The 19,839-nt window shown below is 47.2% G+C and carries 22 protein-coding genes; 13 read left to right on the plus strand and 9 right to left on the minus strand.

Annotation, left to right across the window (positions count from 1 at the left end):
- Positions 1–386 precede the first annotated feature (386 nt).
- Positions 387–1,433, plus strand: coding sequence for a murein transglycosylase domain-containing protein (locus L1D44_RS04365; RefSeq protein WP_239888974.1), 1,047 nt, complete (start codon positions 387–389; stop codon positions 1,431–1,433).
- An 80-nt stretch (positions 1,434–1,513) separates the two neighbouring features.
- On the opposite strand, the gene L1D44_RS04370 is transcribed toward L1D44_RS04365, so the two are convergent.
- On the minus strand, positions 1,514–2,722 hold the full coding sequence (locus L1D44_RS04370; protein WP_239888975.1) for an alpha/beta hydrolase-fold protein: 1,209 nt from the start codon (positions 2,720–2,722) through the stop codon (positions 1,514–1,516).
- A 338-nt stretch (positions 2,723–3,060) separates the two neighbouring features.
- Between L1D44_RS04370 and mtnC the strand changes: the two genes are divergently transcribed.
- From mtnC to L1D44_RS04385, 3 genes are all read left to right on the plus strand, one after another.
- The gene (gene mtnC, locus L1D44_RS04375; protein ID WP_239888976.1) at positions 3,061–3,738 is read left to right on the plus strand and encodes an acireductone synthase; all 678 of its coding nucleotides are present in this window, start codon (positions 3,061–3,063) and stop codon (positions 3,736–3,738) included.
- A gap of 183 nt (positions 3,739–3,921) precedes the next feature.
- The gene (locus L1D44_RS04380; protein WP_239888977.1) at positions 3,922–4,350 is read left to right on the plus strand and encodes a thioesterase family protein; all 429 of its coding nucleotides are present in this window, start codon (positions 3,922–3,924) and stop codon (positions 4,348–4,350) included.
- A 21-nt stretch (positions 4,351–4,371) separates the two neighbouring features.
- Positions 4,372–4,641: a GNAT family N-acetyltransferase gene (locus L1D44_RS04385; RefSeq protein ID WP_239888978.1), complete on the plus strand. Its 270-nt coding sequence runs from the start codon at positions 4,372–4,374 to the stop codon at positions 4,639–4,641.
- A gap of 29 nt (positions 4,642–4,670) precedes the next feature.
- Here the strand turns inward: L1D44_RS04385 and L1D44_RS04390 are convergent, their stop codons facing one another.
- The 5 genes from L1D44_RS04390 to L1D44_RS04410 all read right to left on the minus strand — a co-directional run bounded on the left by L1D44_RS04390 (position 4,671) and on the right by L1D44_RS04410 (position 9,975).
- On the minus strand, positions 4,671–5,075 hold the full coding sequence (locus tag L1D44_RS04390) for a thioesterase family protein (RefSeq protein ID WP_239888979.1): 405 nt from the start codon (positions 5,073–5,075) through the stop codon (positions 4,671–4,673).
- Positions 5,076–5,323: 248 nt separating this feature from the next.
- Positions 5,324–7,120, minus strand: a complete 1,797-nt coding sequence (locus L1D44_RS04395) for a long-chain fatty acid--CoA ligase (protein WP_239888980.1) — start codon at positions 7,118–7,120, stop codon at positions 5,324–5,326.
- 290 nt (positions 7,121–7,410) lie between these two features.
- Complete coding sequence (locus L1D44_RS04400; protein ID WP_239888981.1) at positions 7,411–8,715, minus strand: hypothetical protein; 1,305 nt, start codon at positions 8,713–8,715, stop codon at positions 7,411–7,413.
- Positions 8,712–9,554: an ABC transporter ATP-binding protein gene (locus tag L1D44_RS04405; RefSeq protein WP_239888982.1), complete on the minus strand. Its 843-nt coding sequence runs from the start codon at positions 9,552–9,554 to the stop codon at positions 8,712–8,714. Before L1D44_RS04405 ends, L1D44_RS04400 begins: the two co-directional genes overlap by 4 nt.
- 46 nt (positions 9,555–9,600) lie before the next feature.
- Positions 9,601–9,975 carry a GntR family transcriptional regulator gene (locus L1D44_RS04410; RefSeq protein ID WP_220768007.1) on the minus strand — a complete coding sequence of 125 codons (375 nt, stop codon included), beginning with the start codon at positions 9,973–9,975 and terminating at the stop codon, positions 9,601–9,603.
- A 90-nt stretch (positions 9,976–10,065) separates the two neighbouring features.
- Between L1D44_RS04410 and L1D44_RS04415 the strand changes: the two genes are divergently transcribed.
- From L1D44_RS04415 to L1D44_RS04435, 5 genes are all read left to right on the plus strand, one after another.
- Entirely contained in the window at positions 10,066–11,637 is a 1,572-nt protein-coding gene (locus tag L1D44_RS04415) for an alpha/beta hydrolase (RefSeq protein WP_239888983.1), read from the plus strand.
- Positions 11,638–11,647: 10 nt separating this feature from the next.
- Positions 11,648–12,382: an ATP-binding cassette domain-containing protein gene (locus L1D44_RS04420; protein ID WP_220768009.1), complete on the plus strand. Its 735-nt coding sequence runs from the start codon at positions 11,648–11,650 to the stop codon at positions 12,380–12,382.
- A 25-nt stretch (positions 12,383–12,407) separates the two neighbouring features.
- Entirely contained in the window at positions 12,408–13,544 is a 1,137-nt protein-coding gene (locus L1D44_RS04425) for an ABC transporter permease subunit (RefSeq protein ID WP_239888984.1), read from the plus strand.
- A 78-nt stretch (positions 13,545–13,622) separates the two neighbouring features.
- Positions 13,623–13,880, plus strand: a complete 258-nt coding sequence (locus tag L1D44_RS04430; RefSeq protein WP_239888985.1) for a superinfection immunity protein — start codon at positions 13,623–13,625, stop codon at positions 13,878–13,880.
- 32 nt (positions 13,881–13,912) lie between these two features.
- On the plus strand, positions 13,913–14,143 hold the full coding sequence (locus L1D44_RS04435; protein ID WP_220768011.1) for a hypothetical protein: 231 nt from the start codon (positions 13,913–13,915) through the stop codon (positions 14,141–14,143).
- A 63-nt stretch (positions 14,144–14,206) separates the two neighbouring features.
- Here the strand turns inward: L1D44_RS04435 and L1D44_RS04440 are convergent, their stop codons facing one another.
- The gene (locus L1D44_RS04440) at positions 14,207–15,214 is read right to left on the minus strand and encodes a helix-turn-helix domain-containing protein (protein ID WP_239888986.1); all 1,008 of its coding nucleotides are present in this window, start codon (positions 15,212–15,214) and stop codon (positions 14,207–14,209) included.
- Positions 15,215–15,336: 122 nt separating this feature from the next.
- Here L1D44_RS04440 and L1D44_RS04445 point away from each other — a divergent pair, with 122 nt between their 5' ends.
- Complete coding sequence (locus tag L1D44_RS04445; RefSeq protein WP_345773624.1) at positions 15,337–15,588, plus strand: hypothetical protein; 252 nt, start codon at positions 15,337–15,339, stop codon at positions 15,586–15,588.
- Positions 15,589–15,720: 132 nt separating this feature from the next.
- Here the strand turns inward: L1D44_RS04445 and mog are convergent, their stop codons facing one another.
- On the minus strand, positions 15,721–16,254 hold the full coding sequence (gene mog / locus L1D44_RS04450) for a molybdopterin adenylyltransferase (protein ID WP_220768013.1): 534 nt from the start codon (positions 16,252–16,254) through the stop codon (positions 15,721–15,723).
- A 398-nt stretch (positions 16,255–16,652) separates the two neighbouring features.
- Between mog and L1D44_RS04455 the strand changes: the two genes are divergently transcribed.
- Together L1D44_RS04455 and L1D44_RS04460 are read left to right on the plus strand one after the other, a co-directional pair.
- A complete protein-coding gene (locus L1D44_RS04455) occupies positions 16,653–17,930 on the plus strand; it encodes a BamA/TamA family outer membrane protein (RefSeq protein WP_239889008.1) in 1,278 nt (425 codons plus the stop codon).
- A 23-nt stretch (positions 17,931–17,953) separates the two neighbouring features.
- Entirely contained in the window at positions 17,954–18,883 is a 930-nt protein-coding gene (locus tag L1D44_RS04460) for a hypothetical protein (RefSeq protein WP_239888987.1), read from the plus strand.
- Between the two features lie 69 nt (positions 18,884–18,952).
- Here the strand turns inward: L1D44_RS04460 and L1D44_RS04465 are convergent, their stop codons facing one another.
- Positions 18,953–19,423, minus strand: a complete 471-nt coding sequence (locus L1D44_RS04465; RefSeq protein ID WP_239888988.1) for an NlpC/P60 family protein — start codon at positions 19,421–19,423, stop codon at positions 18,953–18,955.
- A 161-nt stretch (positions 19,424–19,584) separates the two neighbouring features.
- Between L1D44_RS04465 and L1D44_RS04470 the strand changes: the two genes are divergently transcribed.
- Entirely contained in the window at positions 19,585–19,731 is a 147-nt protein-coding gene (locus L1D44_RS04470) for a hypothetical protein (RefSeq protein WP_239888989.1), read from the plus strand.
- Positions 19,732–19,839: the final 108 nt, after the last annotated feature.

Raw genomic sequence — 19,839 nt, forward strand, 5'->3', positions numbered from 1 at the left:
CACAGGAAACACCGATTCCCCATCGAAGTTGCCGAAGTACGTTGAAGAAATAGTCGTAATGCCCACACGGATGTGGGCATAGCTTTCGCGGGACAGGATGCCCCATCGGAAGCGTTAGACTATTTCGAATAAGTATGAGGCCAGTATCTAATGCATGTAACTTCGTCGGGGCGGCTCGGGCAAAAGAGGGGAAGCTGTTGTCCCCCCTTTTGCCCGAGTGTGAGCTGGAAGCTCACGACCTTTATCAAGCGGAGCTTGATTGCATTAAGTCAGGCGTAGCCAGATAACAACTAGTTGTTAGACAAGGTCTAACCAAAAAACTCAACTATGTGGCACATAGCCAATCAAGGTATAATCAAAACATACCAAACCTAACCCTCTGATAAATGTCTAAATACCTCTGCCAACTCGTTGTCATTTTCTGCAGCGTCATTGCGATAACACTCGCAAGCTTCGCTAATGCTAGTAGTGCATTAGACTTAAACGACTACGATGCCGATGTAGCGGCATTGCTACTCGAATATCAGGGGCAAGACTCCTACTCACGGCCGATTGTGCCATCGGTTTTGGTGTATAAAGAAACCGAGCAAGCCTCTACCTACGTCGACTTTAAACGGGGTTTGATCTTGGTGGAAACCCGCACTAAAGCGCAGCTTAAAGAGGCGGTGGTGCAGGTATTATTAACTCAGATAGATCCTACAGTTATCGACGCACAAACCGCTGAGGACTTTGGCTTAATCAGCAAAAAGAAGAAGCCGTTCTTTTGGGGGCAAGTGCTCGATAAAGACGGCAAAGCCATTGAGTTTGAATGGCGAGCATCCCGCTACGCCGATTACTTAGTTAACAAGAGCAAGCGAGTGAATTCGCGCTTTCAAGTGGCGATCCACATGGTGAAAGAGCACACCACCATTGCGGGTAATAAGTATATCAACTACGCCCGCACCGCTAGCCGTAAACACGGCATTAGCACCGATTTGATCATGGCGATTATCGAGACCGAAAGCTCATTCAATCCACTGGCACGTTCACGCTCTAATGCCCTTGGTTTAATGCAGATTAAAGCCAATACCGCAGGCCGCGATTATTTCAGCTTAATTCAAGGCTATAAGCATACGCCGTCATCGGCCTACCTTTATGATCCTGCTAAGAATATCGAAGTAGGCACTGGCTATCTAAAGATCCTTTCGAGCCGCTATCTTAAGGGGATCAGCCACCCTAAGAAACGTGAATACGCGGTGATCTCAAGCTATAACGGCGGCGCAGGGAATCTATGGAAGAGCCTAGACCCACGAGGTAATCGTACCAAGGCTTTAGCGCGCATTAATAAGATGACGGTCAGTGAGTTTTATTGGTTTTTGACTCATCGTCACAACCGAGAAGAGACGCGTAACTACTTGAAAAAGGTCAGTAGTCGACAGAAGAAATACCTGTAATAGCACTTAAAAAACAAAAAACGATAGCCGCAAGGCTATCGTTTCTGTCACTAAATTCTAAGAGCTAGCAAAGTGAACCGTTAAAGCTTGCTCTGCTGCTTATACTTGGCCAACTTGTTAGTGTACTTGTTTTGATAAAAAGGATGATCGGTAATATCCAAGGCTAGGGCTTGATACTTAATAGCCAACTCAATTTCACCCATTTTTGCATAAGCGTCTGCAACTGCGTCATAAGCGATATACGCTTGTGGATCGTCACCGATCGCCACCTTATAGACTTCAACCGCCTTGGCGAGCTCGGTTTCAAGGTAGGTATCGCCTAGCTTTAGCAATGAGCTGGTCGCTGGCACTTTAAAACCATATTTTTGCTCAGATAAAAACTGATAATGGGCCAAAATCGCCTCTGGGCCTTGCTTTGAAACCTCCGAGTCTGCCGCTAACACCTGATGGTAATCATCAAACAGCGCTTCGATAGCGTAAGCCGTAGCAAGCACGGGTTGGGTCATATAGTAGCTACCGTCAAAACGCTTAATTCGATAGTCCAGCGTCTCGTTGGCGTGGACTTGGATTATGGTTGCCATCTGTGCAAACGATGCGAGTTGGCGTTGCTCATAGCCGCTGTCACTGGTACTCATAAACAAGAATCGCTGTTTGCCCTGCATCGCAGCAAGCTTTTTGGGGGCGTCTTTTATGACATAAGCAAAATCTTTGCTGAGTACAGGGCTTGCCACAAAGTAAGCGTTGAACAGGCTGGGGCGATTAATCAGGGTATACAGCCCGAGGCCTGCATCTCCCACAAAACCGTTTAAGATGCGAAAGCCATTAGTGCGATACTTTTTATCGATGGCAGGCAGCAGATCTTGTTCAAAATAATCTAGCAGCTTTTGATTGCCCTGCTGTTCAATGGCCAAGGTTTTTAGTTCACCTAAACCTTGGTGGCCATCTGGCGCTGTGACAATAATGGTCTCTAACCAGGGCCATTCACCGTTATGGCTCATCCAGTCATGCATACCTGCCAGCAAGGCTTGGCTTCTCGGGTGTAACCCTACAAGCACCACATATTGTTTATTTGGTTTTTTGCCGTAACTGGCTGGCAGTGTCACCTTAAACTCAGCAGGCGCTATCGAATCTGAGGTGACGATTAATGACTCTAACGTTAAGCCCATGACATTTGCCTTAGCATCTGTTTTGGCATCGAGCTTATCGGTCTCTTTTGCGTTGGCATAACCGCTAGCCAAGCCTAAGTTCACACTTAAGAGCAAGCAAGCCATCACGAGTATTCTAATCATCTGTCTCTCCCTGAACGTTATCCTTTTAACCCTTGAGCCAATCGATGCCCCTAGATATGTCCCTAGATATAGGCATCGATTAGTTAAGTGAGTGATGAACTTAACAGCTGAGTATAAATAGAACAACTTTATAGGCGATCAACGCTGCCTTTAACTAGGTACTGCAGTTAATCAACGAGTTATTATCGAGGCCAAAGCATCACAAAAATGATAAAACTGAAAATTTAGTACGAACACTAGCGCGATTAGACTAGCCAAAGCAGCCAATTCAGCTTAGGATCTGAGCAATAAACCGATCTCGACTACATGTTATACACATTGCGGAGTAACTAAACATTATGGGTATCAGAGCCATCGTCGTTGATACAGCCGGTACGACTACCGACCTTAACTTTATTGAGGATATTCTCTTTCCTTACTCAGCTAAGGCCTTACCCGCTTTTCTTGAAGAAAATCAACATAATGTACTCGTAGAGAACTGTATTTGCGATGTGCAAGATATCGCACTTGAGCCTGATGCCAGCCTTGCTCGTGTCACCGAAATTTTACTGCAGTGGATTAAAGAAGATCGTAAAGCCACGCCACTGAAAACCATTCAAGGTTTGATCTGGAAGCAGGGTTACGCCAACGGTGAGTTTAAGGGGCATATCTTCCCTGACTTTATCGAAGCGCTAGATGGCTACAAGCAACAAGGCTTACGCGTTTATAGCTTCTCTTCGGGTTCAGTAGAGGCGCAAAAGCTGTTGTTTAGTCACAGTGATGCAGGCGATTTAAACGATAAGTTTAATGGCCACTTTGATACTCGCACGGGCAACAAGCTTTTCAAGCAGGCTTACTGCAATATCGTCAACACCATCAGCCTAAGCCCTAAGCAGATCCTATTCGTTTCTGACGTGCTAGAAGAGTTGAAAGCGGCCAGTGAGGCTGGCTTAAACGTGGTACAGATGGTTCGTGATGACAACCAGCGTACAGGCGACTTTAAGACCATCAGCAGCTTCGCAGAATTAAGTATTTAAGCTGCTGCAGACGGTAAAAAAGGCATTCATTTGAATGCCTTTTTTGTATCCATTGCCCGCTACAATAGACATAGCAACCTCCTTACCATAGTACTCTCACTTGTTGCAGCTAGGGCATGCTGTTATGCTGAGCAAAAGTTAAACACTCGTTTAAATAACCACATCAAATAAGTAGAGATCATTATGGACAAGTTTCTCGAGCAATACCCCATCAATACCCAAATAGTCGTGGCTTGGGGTGAAATGGATGCCCTACAACATGTCAACAATGTGGTTTATTTTCGCTACTTTGAAACCGCCCGTATCGATTTTTTCAATCAGATTAACTTACTCGGCGAGCTGCAGACTACGGCTGTTGGGCCTGTTATAAGCGAAAACCAAGCGCGCTATAAGCGCCCCGTTACCTTTCCGGACACCTTAACGGTAGGCGTCAGCATTAGTGATATTAAAGATGATCGGTTTATGATGCATTACAGTGTTTATAGCCAAACTCAGCAGGCTGTCACCACTTTAGGCTCGTCGCAAGTGGTCATGTTTAACTTTAAAACAGGGCAAAAAGCCAAGCTAACGCCGGAGTTAATCGACGCACTAAAAACCTATGAGCAAGCCTAAGTAACAATGGAGGGGAGGTTTATGAATGAAGTGATTCATCTAAGCGATGAATGCCGCTTTGTGATTAATCTGGATGGTACTCAAGCCGTTCTGGCCTATGAGCTTTATGACGAACAGGCTGGCGCGACCTCATCGAATCGGCGCTGTAACTTTAATAACACCTATGTACCACCCAAGCTTTGGGGAAAAGGCTTAGCAGAAAAGTTAGTCCGTCATGGCCTCAAATGGGCAAAAACTGAGGGCTTTGGAATTGAAGCGAGCTGCTGGTATGTGCAGAAGTTTTTAAACTAAAGCTAGCAGCTCATACGATAGAATGCTGGTTATTCACCTGTAAGCATTGCCAGTTGCTCACGAATACTCTCGCTCAATGGCTGACTCTTTTCGGTAGCGTAATCGTAATGCACCATAGTCGTCTGCGCTTCGGCGGTCTTCTTGCCGTTCTGCCAGCAGCTTTGGGTTAACTCAAAGCTACTATTACCGATACGACTCACCCAAGTCTTGACCGTGATATCGCTGGCGAAATAGGTTGGGGCATTAAAGGCGATGGTGAAACCCGCCACAATCAGGTTCCACTTAGAGAGATCTTGTGTGGGGTTAAAAATCTTGAAAATCGGCTCACGGGCCGCTTCGAACCATACTGGGATCACCGTATTATTGATATGACCTAGGGCATCGGTTTCACAAAATCGTGGCTGTAGGGTTAAGCTAAATGCAGTCTCTTGCACGCTAGACTTCCTTATTGTTATTACTTTCGTTATGGGAGTTTTATCGGCACCATTGTACCGATAAATAGCAGGCTTAGAAGAGCTACAATACAATCGATACTAACGCTGCTGGCATAGCTTTTCTGACCGCCAGAGATGATGGAAATTCCAGTAAGTAAAGAATCCACCTTATGAAAAAGGTGGTTTAAGGCAGAAAAACAAAAAAGGCACGCTAATGCGTGCCTTTATAATATCGATTTGCAGCTCGCTTAGCGGCTGTACATCTTATCGATTTCACGAGCGTACTTGTTGTAGATCACCTTACGACGCAACTTCATCGTCGGGGTAATTAGACCCGCTTCCATCGAGAACGCATCCGGTAACAAGGTAAACTTCTTAATCTTCTCAAAGCCTGCCAGCTCGCTTTGCAAGGTCTTAAGACGTTGCTCAAAATGCTCTACTACGTGAGTGTGACGCAATAGATCCAGCTGTGTTTCGTAGTGTACGCCCTTCTCTTTTGCCCAAGCTTCTAATGATTCGAAAGCTGGCACAATCAAAGCGGTCACATAATTTCGCGCATCGGCAATAATCGCTACCTGCTCGATGAACGGGCAACAACCCACTTTACCTTCGACACGTTGCGGCGCGATATACTTACCGTTTGAGGTCTTCATCAGCTCTTTAATACGGTCGGTAATGAACAGGTTACCATTTTCATCGATACGGCCAGCATCGCCAGTCTTCAACCAACCATCTTCGAAGGTTGCAGCCGTTTCTTCTGGACGGTTGAAATAACCGCGCATCACGGTATCGCCGCGAACCATAATTTCGTTGTCTTTACCTAACTTGATCTCCACTTCTGGGATTGCCTGACCATTAGAGCCAGGTACACGGTTAGCTAAGGTGTTACAGGTCGCAGTCGCCGTAGTTTCAGTCATGCCGTAACCACACAGTACAGGCACGTCGATACTTTGGAAGAACGCACTGACGTTTGGATCGAGTGCTGCGCCACCACAAGGCATAAACTTAAGGCGTCCACCTAGAACCTGCTTTAACTTACTAAAAACCAGCTTGTCGGCTAATTTCCACTGCAAGCTTAGGCCTAAAGACGCCTTATGACGACCTTGACCCACTTCAGACTGCTTGTGGCCCACGGACATCGCCCAGGTAAACATCTTTTGGCGCATCTCTGGCGCCTTGATCACCTTGTCTTGTACTGCACTATACACCTTCTCTAGGAAGCGAGGCACAACACACAGCGTGTGAGGACGAACCTGAACAATTGCCTCTTTAACCGCCATTGGATTAGACAGGTAAACGTTATGGCCGCCACGAGATAAAACGTAGAAGCTCCAACCACGCTCAAATACGTGACTCAAAGGCAAGAATGCCAATGATACATCACCCGGCGTGAAGGGTAAGAAGTTGTCGTGCTGACGCACCATAGAGGCAATGTTGCGATAATCTAACATTACACCTTTAGGATCACCTGTGGTGCCTGAGGTGTAGATAAGCGTAAGCAGATCGTCAAGATTCTTATCGTTTAAGCGCTTCTCAAGCTCAGAATCTGCCGCACTATCGATTTCACGCGCTAACAGCTCGTCTAGATAAAAGTGGTTTTCTAGATCTTGCAGTTCAACAGACTTGTCGAATACTACGATACGCGTCAGGCTGTCACACTGGGCGACGAGCTCACACGCCATCGTGTATTGCTCTTTATCACCAACGAAGATCAACTTTGCTTCAGCATCGTTAACTATGTAAGCAGCTTGTTCAATTGTGCTAGTTGGATAGATAGGCACCACAACGGCTTTAGCCTTCAATAGGCCTAAATCGGCACAGGTCCACTGCGGACAGTTCTGTGACAAAATGATTGCGCGGTCTTGTGACTCAATACCAAACTGAATCAACACTCGTGCAATTTTTGAGGTAATGGTGTCAAATTGAGTCCAACTCACTTGATGCCAAGGCGCTGCAGTTTCGAAGCCTTCGAGTGCAGTCGCATCGCCAAGTGCTTGGCTCTGTTGCTGTATTAATCGTACTACGTGATATTGCTCGAGCGACATAAAATAGCTACCTTTTAGCTTACAAGTGTTCCGCTTTGACGCAAGTTTACTCGAAGATACTCTAAACACTAAGAGTTTTTGCTCTATTTCTGTTAACTCAGACACAAAAAAAGACTGCTCTGATTAGGGAACAGCCTTTATTTAACAAGAACTCTCTGAAGCTAAGTATCTTAATTAAAACAGAAATACTTTATTAACATGTGTACGTATTTCCTGCGATTTCTGCGACAAAATAAAGATTAAACTTTAACCACCTGCCGGCGTTTACGCTAATAATTGCAGTTTTTCTGCTATAGGCGCAGCAGATCTCCTCGCCATAAGCGCCGCTTCGCAAACCAAAGCATCACAAAAGAGAGCAGTGTAAATAGCAGATCCCATCTCACCATGTGCCAGACTTGTTCACCGCTTTCAACACTGGCTAATCCCGCCGATACCCAGCCAGACAATATGCCAATGAGGAAGATCAACCCTGAGATCTGCAGCGACGTGCGGCACATGGATCCCAAGCCAAGGGTTAGCCCACAACCGAACAGCGTGGTTAATACGATATGTAACCAGATAGAGAGGTTAATGGCAGGATTGAGCAGGCTAACTAGGCTAGCTGTGATCACCATGCTTATGGTTAATATGGCCAACAGGCGATACTGCGCCTTCATAAACGCTTCTATCATCCCCTGCTTACCATCAAACCCTGGCAGAACGAATAGGCTCTCAACCGCGCGCCAACGCTGAATACGGCTCCAGTGCAGCATGCCACACAAGATACAGTTAAACTGCACCAGCAAACTCAATACAGGCACTTGGTAACCCATATAGTGAGCGATGAGGGCTAAGCTCAGGGTAAATAACGGCATGGCAAACAACATGATGCTAAATACCGGGCCGATAAAATAGTTAGCCGGGTGCAGGCTACGTTCGAGTCTGTTCAATAACTTAAACGATTGTGGTGACGGCAACCAGAACCAGCCCATCTCGAGTCCATTTAAATAAACGCTACGCGCCCTACTATTCCAGCCTAACCTCATCAGTTTTTGCCACAGGATTACCGCTAAGACTAAGACCGCAAACAGTAGTAGAAAGCTAGCTCCTTGGGGTAATAAGCCAACCAAATAGGGATACATAGGTAGCGAGATATAGAGTAAAAACGATAGGTAAAAAGCATTACTCGTTGTCAGACTCAAATAGAGAAAGCCGAAACTGAATAGCAAGGTCAGCAGCAACTCCGCTGTTTTATCTAACGCATCGTGGGCCAACAAAAAACCTACCGCGGTAATAATAGTGATCAGCAATAAGCTCAAGGCCTGCAGTAACACACTCTGCCGATATTGAGGGACTAATGTTGCCCACTCGGTTGCCGATAAACGGTTCAGCTGCCAAGCAATCGCCACACAAGCCGAGGCGACGAACATATTCATCAATAGGATTAGCGTATCAACTTTGCGCTCTGCGTTATCGGGCAATAAAAGCGGTAACCCCAACGCCATGACTAGCCCGAGCATCGCGACCCCAAGAAAACTGGCACAGCCTAAATCAAACAACCATAAACGCGTCCATCCCTTTAACCACCTTCCTGAGCGGATCAACGCCCAGTTCATGAGTGCAACTCCATAAATAGTTGCTCAAGGTTAAGGGTGTCAGCAGTTAGTAGCCCTTCAAAACTGTGTTGATAGTTATCCACCAGCACCTTGCTACCTCGGCGATTCAACACCGTCAGTTCTGCAGGCAGCTCCGCTTTATCCTCAAGACTCAACAGCTTTACCTGTTCACGCAGCTCATCGATCTCTTTAAACAGCACCAGTTCGCCTCTTTTAATCAATGCGAGATGGCTGGCGACGCGCTCGAGATCGGAGGTGATATGGGAGGAAAACAGCACACAAGAGCCAGATTCGATAGCAAGTTCAAACAGATCGGCCATAAATTTGCGTCGTGCAATCGGGTCTAAACTAGCGACAGGTTCATCTAAGATAAGTAGTTTAGGGCGATAAGACATGGCCATAATCAAGGCCAAGGATTGGCGTTGCCCCACAGACAGGCGCTGAACTTGCTGTTTAGGATCGAGATCGAAGCGTTTGAGCCACTCGGCCTCTAATGCCATATCCCAATCGGGATAGAAGCTGCGGTGTAGATCGAGTGCTTTTGCCACACTAAAACCTTCGTAGCCAAAAGGCTGCTGTGGAACATAGCCAATTTGCATTTTTAGCTCAGAGCTGAGCTCTGCTACTGAGGCTCCTAGGACGCTTACCTCGCCTGAGCAAGGTTCCATAATCCCTAATGCACAACGCATCAAGGTCGACTTACCCGCGCCATTTTGCCCAAGTAGTCCAACGACCATGCCTGGATAGAGCTTTAAGCTCAATGACTTCAAGGCACTCTGTCCGTCGAAGTCTTTATTTACCTGCTTAAATGCTAAAGTCGGCGTTTGCTTCATTTCCATCGAAAATAGTCCTTAAGTCCTGCTAAATCATTTATATAGCTCGGTGCTATTTTTGCCAGCGTTCTCCCAGCAAGGTTTGTAATCCTTCTAGCTCTATCCCCAACTGCTGCGCTTGCTTAATGAGTGCATCAACTTGAGGAAAGATGAGTTTATCGCTGTTATTGGCTTCATTTTGCTCTCTTTGAGCCACACGAGTGGGCTGACCACGGCGACGCTCCAACCAGCCTTGCTCGACAAGTTGCTGAATCGCACGGGATACCGTCATGGGGTTAACGGTAAGGTGTTCGGCCATTTGACGTACAGACGGCAAGACCTGCTCACTCTGCAGCTGACCGCCCACAATCAAGCGCACTATCTGCTCGCTCAATTGCCGATATATGGGTTCACCACTACTGGGGTTGACATTTAGTTGTTCTAACATTAGCCTTTGGTTACTGTATTAATACATTGATACACCGATACAGTACAAAGTTAACATAGATACGCTAAATTGCAATAAGGAATCAGTATCATGCTTCATGGAATGTACTCTCAATTACGCGCTCGAGTGGTCCCTGCGCTATGGCGTAAAAAACCGCTAGCCACGGCGTTCTTACTCGGCGCAGGGCTACTCATTCCTTCTGCTCAAGCAGACACTTCAGCCAATCCAACTCACGCTAAACCCAACAATCAGCAAGCCTGTTATGTCGACGGTCTATCGGAGCAGATGCAGTGTGGCTTAATCTTGGTTCCTGAAAATTATGCAAAGCCAGACGGCAAGCAGATTGAGATCCACTATGTGGTGATGCCAGCGATTAAGCCTAGCGACAAAGTTGAAGCCCTACTGGCAATTGCGGGCGGCCCAGGACAGTCGGCTATCGAGAACGCTCAAGGCTTCGATCGCATGCTCTCTAAAGTTCGCCAAACCCAAGATGTGATTCTTATCGACCAGCGAGGTACAGGCCAATCAAACCAATTACAGTGTATCGGTGATGGTTTCGACAGTGCGCTGGCGGTTAACGAAAGTGATTTTGATACCCAGTTGGAGACTCAAAAATGCCTCGACACACTCGATGCAGACGTCACCCAATACGGCAGCCTCAGCGCCCTTAAAGATTTCGAGGCGGTAAGACAGCATTTAGGCTACCAGAAGCTACACCTTTACGGTGTATCCTATGGCACACGTATGGCGCAGCTCTATATGCGTCACTATCCGCAAAGCCTAGCAACCGTCACCTTAGATGGCGTGATTCCGATGCAGCAGAGCGTGCTAGCCATAGGTAATGCTATCGCCCGTGCCTTCGACCTACTCATTGAAGATTGCGCCAATAACCGCCTTTGCCATGGTCAGTTTCCACAGCTTAGATCCGATCTAGAAAAGGTCGATGCCGAGCTGACTCAAGGGCCAAAGATTAGCCAAGTGCCCGACCCGCTTACCGGTGAAATGACCCAACTGACTCTGACCCGCAGCAAGTTTAAGGGTGCACTACGCATGGCGCTGTATTCTCCAAGTACGCGCTCGCTTATGCCCCATGCAATTCACCAAGCCGCCAAGGGCAACTATCAACCTATTACGGGCCTCTATGCAATGGGGATCGACAACGCAGGTATCGCCATGGGGATGCATGCCTCAGTGGTGTGTGGTGAAGATTGGCAGCGGCTGACACCCGAACTTCGCGCGAAAACCAGCGAGAGCTACTTTGGCAAAGAGATGCTGAAAACCTTTGCCGAGTCCTGCGCAGTGTGGAACATGCCTGCGGTCGATGCCAGCTTTAGCAAGCCGATTAGCAGCGATATCCCGACACTCTTGCTATCAGGCGAGCTTGATCCTGCCACCCCACCAAGCTGGGGCGAATTGGCCATGGAAAAGCTCAGCAATGCCAAACACTTTGTCGCCCCCTATGCGACTCATGGGGTGGCGTATCAGTCCTGCGGGAATGATTTAATCGCACAGCTGGTAGAGCAAGGGTCGGTAGCCGAACTGGATGCCAAGTGCCTCAATGAGGACATTCGCCGTAACTTCTATCTTAACGCCAGCACAGTTGAAGCGATTCCAAGCGATGCTCCCGGAAAATTAGACGAACAGACAGCCCTGAACAAGTAAGGACACAGCCATGATACAAGTATCAAATTTATCGAAACGCATCGGAGATGTGCAGGCGCTGAACGATTTAAGTTTTTCAGCCCTCGATGGCCAGATCACCGGTCTGCTCGGCCCCAATGGCGCAGGCAAGACCACCTGCTTACGCACTGTGTTTGGCCTGCTTAAGCCCGATAATGGTATAGCCGAGATCGATGGTATCGATATCGCCAAATCCCCCGTTGCCGCCAAGCAGCAGTTAGGCTTGTTTCCCGACCCATTCGGACTATACGAGCGCCTAACGCCGCGGGAGTACATCAGCTACTTCGCCGAGTTAAATGGTCTATCCCGCAAAGAAGCGAAGCTGGCGACCAGTAAGGTGATCGACAAACTGCATCTCGCCGATATCGCCGATAGACAGTGTAAAGGCTTCTCACAGGGACAAAGAATGAAGACGGCGCTGGCGCAGGCGATTGTCCACCAGCCCACCAATATCATTCTCGATGAGCCTACCCGTGGCCTTGATGTAATGAGCACCCGCGTCCTACGAGACATCTTGCGAGATCTAAAGAGTCAGGGCCACTGTGTGCTGTTCTCTAGCCATGTGATGCAAGAGGTTGCCGCTCTGTGTGATCAGGTGATCGTAATGGCCGAGGGCCGAGTAGTTGCGGTAGGTAGCCCAGACGCACTCTGTCAGCAGACGGGTAAGGCCTCCCTCGAAGATGCCTTTATCCAATTAATTGGTACCGACGAAGGCATTGCAGCCTAATACGTGGCGTTAAAAGGATTTCAAAATGAGTAATAAAATAATTTCTATGATCCGCAAAGAGCTGATCGACGCCGCTCGTGATAAACGCTCGGTAATGGCGGGCCTCTACTACGCGGTCGGCGCACCACTACTGATGTGCGGCATGTTCTTTCTGCTAATCGGTCAGCTAACCAGCCCTGAAGATCTCAATATTGAGATAGATAACGCCAAAGGCGCACCAGATCTGGTGAAGTTTCTCTCTAGCCGCGGCATATCCCAAGGCGATGGTGAAGACACAAAAGACATTCAGTTAGTGATCAGCGATGACTACGCCGCCAATATGGCAAAGGGTCTTAGCGCCGAAGTCACCGTGATTGCCGATGCCTCAGATGAGAAGCTACAGATCTCTATTCGTCGCCTCGAAAAGAGCCTGCAGGAATACAGTGGTGAGATGGGCAGCCTGCGCCTAATCGCTCGCGGTATCGACCCGCGAGTGATGCAACCGATTAAGCTCAATGTCGAAGATAAGGCCACACCAGATTCTAAGGCGGGCATGATCTTGGGCTTAGCAACCATGACCATGATCTACGCGGTGTTTATCTCAGGCATGAACTTGGCCATCGATACCAGTGCCGGTGAGCGCGAGCGTAATTCACTGGCGCTACTGTTAAGCCATCCGGTTTCTACCTGGGAAATTGTTATCGCTAAAATTATTGCGGTCACCATTTTTGCCATGGTGGGACTGGTGCTGACACTCATAGTGTCCAAATTCGCCTATGCCTTTGTCCCTTGGCAGGAGCTTGGGTTTGCCGTCAGCGTTAACACTAACTTTATGCTGATGATGCTGATTGTCGGTGCGCCAGTGGCGATTATGGCCGCCTGTTTGCAGCTGTTCGTCTCCTTTATGGCCAAGAGCTTTAAGGAGGCCCAGTCATACATCACTATCGTGTTGATGGTGCCTATGATGTTAGCCATGGCCGCCAGCTATAACATCGCGCCAGAAACCATTCAGTGGTTGCCAGTATCGGGACAACTTCAAGCCTTGATTGAGTTTATTAAGGGTCGCGAACTCCCCATGATGCAGTTAGCCGTTTCATCGGCATTTACCCTCGCCATCGCACTGGGACTTGCCGTCGGCATGCAAAAATCACTGAAGAGCGAAAAGATCGTGTTTGGCCTGTAAAAAGAGAATGGGCTATCGGGGGGGAAATACTCCCTCGATAACGCCATTCATTTGATAACCCTTTAAAGGATTAGGAATATGGAAATGGAATTTATCGATAAAATCTTAGCAAGTGATAACTATGCTTTTATGGCAATGCTTGCCGTAGCGGTAGTGGTTATCTGGTTTCTACCTGCCATGTTGGCACTAGTGTTTAATCGCAAACACTTCAAACTGATTTTCCTCGCCTGTATCCCTGCTGGTTTTTCACTGATTGCGTGGGGTGGCGTGATGGTTTGGGCTATCACAGGTAAGGCCGTCAATAAGTATGCGAGTCGAGCTAACGCTCAAAGCTAAAAGACATAGATAACTGAATAAGGAGTACCACTATGGATATCCCCATGATTGTATTAATTGTCGCAATCGTTGCAATTGCTACCGCAGGAGAGGCGTTTAAGCACTACCTTAAGTCGCGAAAGATCACTAGCTCAGAGCTCACTAACAACGAGCTTGAACTGCTGCGTAAGCAAAATCGTCATTTAGAGCAGCGGGTGGAAGTGCTTGAAAAAATCGTGACTGATAGCAGTTATGATTTAAAATCTAAGATCAACGCACTGTAAGCCACAGTAAAGAGGCTGTTTTTACCCATAGATTAATGACTTCGGCAACTAACGCAGAAAACATTAACAGCAGTCATGGGTATTAAATTTTTGCCGATAAGCCCGCGGCGACAAGCTCGTGGTTTGAATGAACAACTTTCTAAATGAACTCACATCCTCATAGCCGACCTGCTCAACTATCTGCTCTATCGCCAGTTCCGTCGTTTCTAGTAATCGCTTAGCCTCATCGACCCTAAGCCGCTGTATATAACTGGCAGGCGTTTCATTAATTGCCTTCTTAAAGCGGCGGATCAAGGTGCGCTTACCTAGGGCAAATTTGTCGGCAATATCATCTAACTGTAGACTGCTATTTAGGTGAAATTGCATCCAGTCTTGAATGCGAGCCACCAGCTCATCCTTGTGCCGTGGCTCAGCATCTAAGGTCATAAAGGCTTGTTGTGAGGTACGATTCGGATCGATAAGCAGCACCTTGGCCATCTGCATCGCAATCTGTTCTCCCGCAAGTTTCTGCACTAATTGCAACGCCAAACTCAGGTTAGCGCTAGTAGCCCCAGCCGTATAGTACTGACCGTCGTTCATGACCACATGCTCACTACACAGGTTAACCAGAGGAAAGCTACGCCTAAACAATTCGGCTAACCACCACACGCTGGTGGCTTTCTTATGGTCGAGTAACCCTGTTGCCGCTAGCATTAAGGTACCCGAACAATAGGCCGCTATCGGTTTACCCGTACTAGCAAATTGGCGCAAGCTTGCTATATGTGGCTTAAAGTCATCTAGGTAGGTATTAAATTGTTTGCGATTAGTAATGGTAGCCGAGGCAACGACTACGACATCTGCATGACTAAGGTAATGCTCGGCCTCTTCATGAGCGATAACTGGAAGCTGGATATTATGGTCGCTGTTGATTGGCTCACCATGAGGCGAAATAATCGCACACTCAAATAGCGCCTCATCGGCATCGGGATGAGTCTCTTTCCAGTAAGTATTACTGAAGCTAAATACATCCATAAAACTAAGAATACCACCAGCCACGGCGTTATCGGCCGCTAGAACTGCGATTCGCTTCATAATTAACCGCCCTTTTCCGCCTGTCACTTATCACCTTTATTTTGTCAATAATGACACTTAAAAGCCGTTTGTCTAGTTTTTATACTGACGGTTATTGAAGGTTTAGGTATAGGAGTCCAGCTATGGGCATGAATATGAATAACAGCATGAGTATGGATATAGAGCAGAAATCTCGCCGCAGCAAAGGTAAGGCCCTCTGCATTAGAGCGCGCTATAAACTATTAAGCCTGAGCTATTTGCTTCCATGCTGGGGCTTGTTATTGTGGCTCAATTTCCACATAGAGCCGCAGTTGTTTGCCCACTTTATCGCTATCCCTAGCCTACTGCTATTAACTGGCTACAGTGCTCACCTGATTGCCCGCAAAGGTGGCTGAACAAACAACTAAATAGGGTCACATGTGCACTCACTTAAAGCTTTACAAGCTTTATGAAAAAGCCCAGCAAATGCCGGGCTTAAATTGAGAATACATCTGTTAGTAAAAACGTATTCTATCAATCCAAAAGACTTACTTAGCCTTAGGTCTGAATGGTTTGATAACCGACTCGTCGCATTCTAGGAATGGGCCGTCCATTAGGTCAATACAGTAAGGGATCGCAGGGAACACAGCATCAAGACACTCACGAATAGACTTTGGCTTGCCTGGTAGGTTAACGATGAGTGAGTCGCCACGTAGGCCCGCAGTTTGGCGCGACAGAATGGCCGTTGGTACAAACTTCAACGATTCGGCGCGCATCAGCTCGCCAAAACCTGGCATCATACGATCGCATACCGCTTCAGTCGCTTCTGGCGTCACGTCACGCTTAGCTGGGCCAGTGCCACCAGTGGTCACGATAAGGCTACAGTTTTGCTCATCGGCCATCTTAATCAAGGTTGCAGAAATCACATCCTGCTCATCAGGGATCACCTCATAGATAGGCTCCCACTCAGACGTCAGGTATTCATTCAGTACATCGATAATCGCCTTGCCTGAGATATCTTCATAAATACCCGCACTGGCTCTATCACTTACTGTCACAATACCGATTCTAGCTTTGCTCATTGTCTATTCCTTCAATCTGCTCATGGATAAACTGCTTATTTGAAAGTTTATCGTGAACGTTAGCGTCTCTATAGTGTGGCGTTAAAGTAGCACAAAGTTAACGAATTAGACCCAATAAATCTGGCATTAAATATAAAAATAGCCCCCAATGATTTATTGGTTATTCACTGGTCAACAGGCCTCTTCTGCTCAAAATACAGCCACAATTGAATACATTTACCGCAAACGAGATATAGCTCGCACTATTTTTGATATCCCAGCCTGTGGCAACACTTGTTTTCGACAAATTCTACCGTACTCTTGCGCCTACTCGAATTCAGCCGAATTCATACCATGTCGAGGGACAATCTTTGAACAGCACTCAGGGCTTATTGCGCGTTAGTTTAGCGTTAGCAACTATGCTTTTTTCTCACCTTCTCTATGCCGAGCAAATCCAGCAAACTTTGCCGACAAAGAGTAGCGAACAGCCATTCTTCAGCAGCCAACAGCAAGCCGAAGAGCGTAGCCAAGCTTATGATGATGCTATCGATACTCTCGACAACCAAGAAGACGACTGCAGCACAGAGCAAGCCTGTGATGAGCTAAGTAAAGCAATCACGGATCTTGAGTACGCCAAGCGCAACCATATCGACAAAAATGGCCTAGCCATGTTCGATATTCTAGGTGGCCCAGCGTTCACACCCGAAAACGGTCTGATGATGGCTCTCGGCGGCCTGTATTCCTTTAAAACCGAGCGTGAGCAAGCTGAATTGCAACGTTCAAGCGTGTCTCTGTTTGGCATCGTCAATAAAGGCGAGGGCGATGTGGGTTACAGCCTGCGCTCGAGGCAGAATCTATTTTTTGATAACGATGATATCCGCTATAGCGGCTTGTTTGTATTAGCCGATCAGAGTGAAAACTTCTGGGGTGTGGGTTATGACGCGGGTAAAAAGCAGCCGGCATCTGACGACACCTTACTGAATAAGACCTCGCTGACTTATCACGCCAACTTAGACTTTAAGAGCGACTACGGTTTCTATTTTGGTCCGGCACTGCGGCTAAACTACTTCAAACCTGACCAAACCAGCCTGCCACCGACGGCGATTGAGGACGAGAACTTTCAGGCATTCAAAGATAAGCCGCTGTCAGTGGGCTTAGGCTTCTCCATCAATTACGACAGTCGCGATGTCACGGTTAACGCTTGGCAGGGGCAGTACCTGAACTTCGTGTACATCAACTATAACCCAAGCTTTGGTAGCGATAACCGCTACCAAAAAGCCCTTGTCGACCATCGCTATTACGTAACTTTAGCATTGGGTAAGGTGCTGGCCTTCTATAACGCTTATCAGTGGAGTGAAGGCGAAGTCCCTTATTATGATCTGCCAACCCTTGGCGGCCAGTCATCGCTGCGCGGCCTCTATCAAGGGCGCTACCGTGACAATGAAGCGATTGAGCACACCTTAGAATATCGCCATACCTTCTTGCGTGACAACGGCGAATTATCGGCACACGGGGCAACCGTGTGGGCTGGTATCGGCTCGATTGCGGGCACAGACACAGAGCTTTACCAAACACTGCTATACAGCTACGGCCTAGGCTACCGCTACGAGTTACAACCTAGGATGAACGTGCGCGTCGATCTTGGCTTTAGTGACGGCGACAGCGGTTTCTACCTCACTTTTACCGAAGCTTTTTAAATTTAAATCAGAGATCGAGATAAATGAACAAACATCTTGTTATTGTGATGCTACTTAGCGCCTTCACCTCTAATGTGTGGGCCAACAATAGCGATACGACAGACATCGAACGCAAACAACCTGCTCACTGGAGCCACCTGCCCATTTGGGGTGATAAGGCACGCGAGCTTGGCTACGAGTTACCTATTCCTGTCGGTTTTAATATTTACTACAACAAGCAGTCGGTTGCTTACGATGCCAAAGACAACTTCAACCTTGGCCTATCGGGCAGTGGCTGGTTAAACAACCTTAACGCCAATGTGGTGATCCCCGCCGATGACGTGATCATTACCGGAGAAGATGAAAGTATTCAGCTAAGAGCCGATGCTTGGGTACTGCCCTTCCTTAACGTCTATGGCCTTGCAGGCTACACCAAGGGCCATAAAGATATCCTTGCGGATCTAAGCAATGCTCAAGGGTTAGGCAATGGCGGTATCGACATGGTGCTGCCTATTCCTATCGAGTACACGGCGTATAACCTAGGCCTAGGTGCGGTGCTTGCAGGCCAAGCAGAGGTGATCCCCGGTATGCACCCATTTATTTTTACCGGTGTGGCTGCATTTACTAATTCATGGACAACCACCACCGATAGCACAATTCAAACCTATATCGGCTCAATCCGTATGGGGCAAAGATACGATATCGGTGGTGACAAGCTGGCATTCTTAGTCGGTTATAACTACCAGATGATCAATCAGAAAATTGGGGGTAGTTATGACTTCAACATTCCACTACTCGGAAGACCTGGCGGGATTGCCATCGACTATGACGTCCACCTAGTTAGCTCTGAGAGCCACAATATGTCAGTGAGTATGGTGTATGATTTCGGCCCTAAGAATGAATGGAACGTGTTTCTCGAATACGGCTTCTTAAACTGGGATCAGCTGCTACTCTCTGTGGGGCGCCGTTTCTAACAGCGACTATTGATACAGTCTCAGGGTGCAAGCTAATGCTCGCACCTTGAGGCCGTTATACCCATTATATTACAGCCTTCTCGATAACCAGTATTTTTGCTTCCAATAGCTATTATTCAAACTAGAGATCATTACCCCTTGGCTAGTCGAGGCATGCAAGAATTGCGAGTCTGAGATATAAATTCCCACATGGCGAGTGCTCCAGCCAGTTTTGAAAAACACCAGATCACCGGCGCGTAACTGACTCTTACTGACACTCTTGCCCAACTCTCTTTGCTGCGCCGTGGTTCTAGGTAGTTGCCGACCAAAGCGGCTTTGAAAGGTCAGCAACACAAATCCTGAGCAATCTATCCCCTTTTTACTCATACCGCCTAAGCGATAAGGCGCCCCCTTCCATTCACGGTGCATCTGTAATAACTGATTTTTTGTCTCTGACGTATTCGATAAAGAAGGACTTTTCCCCGAGGAAAGGCTCTGAGATGGCGCGCTAGAGCAGGCACTTAATAGCGTGACAAAAATTAAAACGATGAGGACTCTCATTTTCACCCAAATATTAAAACGTATATTTAAAACTTACCGCTCAGAGCTAAAAATAAGATTAAATAACAGCAAACAGTAAATAAATTTTCCCATTATGCGATCAAAGCTATTTTTTAAACTATACATAATTAAACAGACTAGCTAATCAATGGAATGCTTATATGGAAAACTACTTTTTTAATGTCTATAACCAGAGCGACTTCGCTCTATGTAAAGTCCCCGATAATGAGTCTGAGCTTAAAGAGAAACATGCTCAGGCGGAAGAACGAGAGGATGAAACGCCTAGCTACATCCGAGGTTATAACTAGTGGCTGATGATATAAATATTCAGCCGCGACTAATGCTCTCCCCATTGGCGCGGCTTATTTTTTTATCAGCACGACCTCTCAACTTGGAGCGAGTTTATTAACGCCACA

Source organism: Shewanella sp. Isolate13 (assembly GCF_022398325.1).
Lineage (GTDB): Bacteria > Pseudomonadota > Gammaproteobacteria > Enterobacterales > Shewanellaceae > Shewanella.

What these genes read in the sequence shown, in the direction of transcription:
- L1D44_RS04365 (WP_239888974.1), top strand. Translation starts at nt 387, where the DNA reads ATGTCTAAATACCTCTGCCAACTCGTTGTCATTTTCTGCAGCGTCATT.
- L1D44_RS04370 (WP_239888975.1), bottom strand. Translation starts at nt 2,722, where the DNA reads ATGATTAGAATACTCGTGATGGCTTGCTTGCTCTTAAGTGTGAACTTA.
- mtnC (WP_239888976.1), top strand. Translation starts at nt 3,061, where the DNA reads ATGGGTATCAGAGCCATCGTCGTTGATACAGCCGGTACGACTACCGAC.
- L1D44_RS04380 (WP_239888977.1), top strand. Translation starts at nt 3,922, where the DNA reads ATGGACAAGTTTCTCGAGCAATACCCCATCAATACCCAAATAGTCGTG.
- L1D44_RS04385 (WP_239888978.1), top strand. Translation starts at nt 4,372, where the DNA reads ATGAATGAAGTGATTCATCTAAGCGATGAATGCCGCTTTGTGATTAAT.
- L1D44_RS04395 (WP_239888980.1), bottom strand. Translation starts at nt 7,120, where the DNA reads ATGTCGCTCGAGCAATATCACGTAGTACGATTAATACAGCAACAGAGC.
- L1D44_RS04400 (WP_239888981.1), bottom strand. Translation starts at nt 8,715, where the DNA reads ATGAACTGGGCGTTGATCCGCTCAGGAAGGTGGTTAAAGGGATGGACG.
- L1D44_RS04405 (WP_239888982.1), bottom strand. Translation starts at nt 9,554, where the DNA reads ATGGAAATGAAGCAAACGCCGACTTTAGCATTTAAGCAGGTAAATAAA.
- L1D44_RS04410 (WP_220768007.1), bottom strand. Translation starts at nt 9,975, where the DNA reads ATGTTAGAACAACTAAATGTCAACCCCAGTAGTGGTGAACCCATATAT.
- L1D44_RS04415 (WP_239888983.1), top strand. Translation starts at nt 10,066, where the DNA reads ATGCTTCATGGAATGTACTCTCAATTACGCGCTCGAGTGGTCCCTGCG.
- L1D44_RS04420 (WP_220768009.1), top strand. Translation starts at nt 11,648, where the DNA reads ATGATACAAGTATCAAATTTATCGAAACGCATCGGAGATGTGCAGGCG.
- L1D44_RS04425 (WP_239888984.1), top strand. Translation starts at nt 12,408, where the DNA reads ATGAGTAATAAAATAATTTCTATGATCCGCAAAGAGCTGATCGACGCC.
- L1D44_RS04430 (WP_239888985.1), top strand. Translation starts at nt 13,623, where the DNA reads ATGGAAATGGAATTTATCGATAAAATCTTAGCAAGTGATAACTATGCT.
- L1D44_RS04435 (WP_220768011.1), top strand. Translation starts at nt 13,913, where the DNA reads ATGGATATCCCCATGATTGTATTAATTGTCGCAATCGTTGCAATTGCT.
- L1D44_RS04440 (WP_239888986.1), bottom strand. Translation starts at nt 15,214, where the DNA reads ATGAAGCGAATCGCAGTTCTAGCGGCCGATAACGCCGTGGCTGGTGGT.
- L1D44_RS04445 (WP_345773624.1), top strand. Translation starts at nt 15,337, where the DNA reads ATGGGCATGAATATGAATAACAGCATGAGTATGGATATAGAGCAGAAA.
- mog (WP_220768013.1), bottom strand. Translation starts at nt 16,254, where the DNA reads ATGAGCAAAGCTAGAATCGGTATTGTGACAGTAAGTGATAGAGCCAGT.
- L1D44_RS04455 (WP_239889008.1), top strand. Translation starts at nt 16,653, where the DNA reads ATGCTTTTTTCTCACCTTCTCTATGCCGAGCAAATCCAGCAAACTTTG.
- L1D44_RS04460 (WP_239888987.1), top strand. Translation starts at nt 17,954, where the DNA reads ATGAACAAACATCTTGTTATTGTGATGCTACTTAGCGCCTTCACCTCT.
- L1D44_RS04465 (WP_239888988.1), bottom strand. Translation starts at nt 19,423, where the DNA reads ATGAGAGTCCTCATCGTTTTAATTTTTGTCACGCTATTAAGTGCCTGC.
- L1D44_RS04470 (WP_239888989.1), top strand. Translation starts at nt 19,585, where the DNA reads ATGGAAAACTACTTTTTTAATGTCTATAACCAGAGCGACTTCGCTCTA.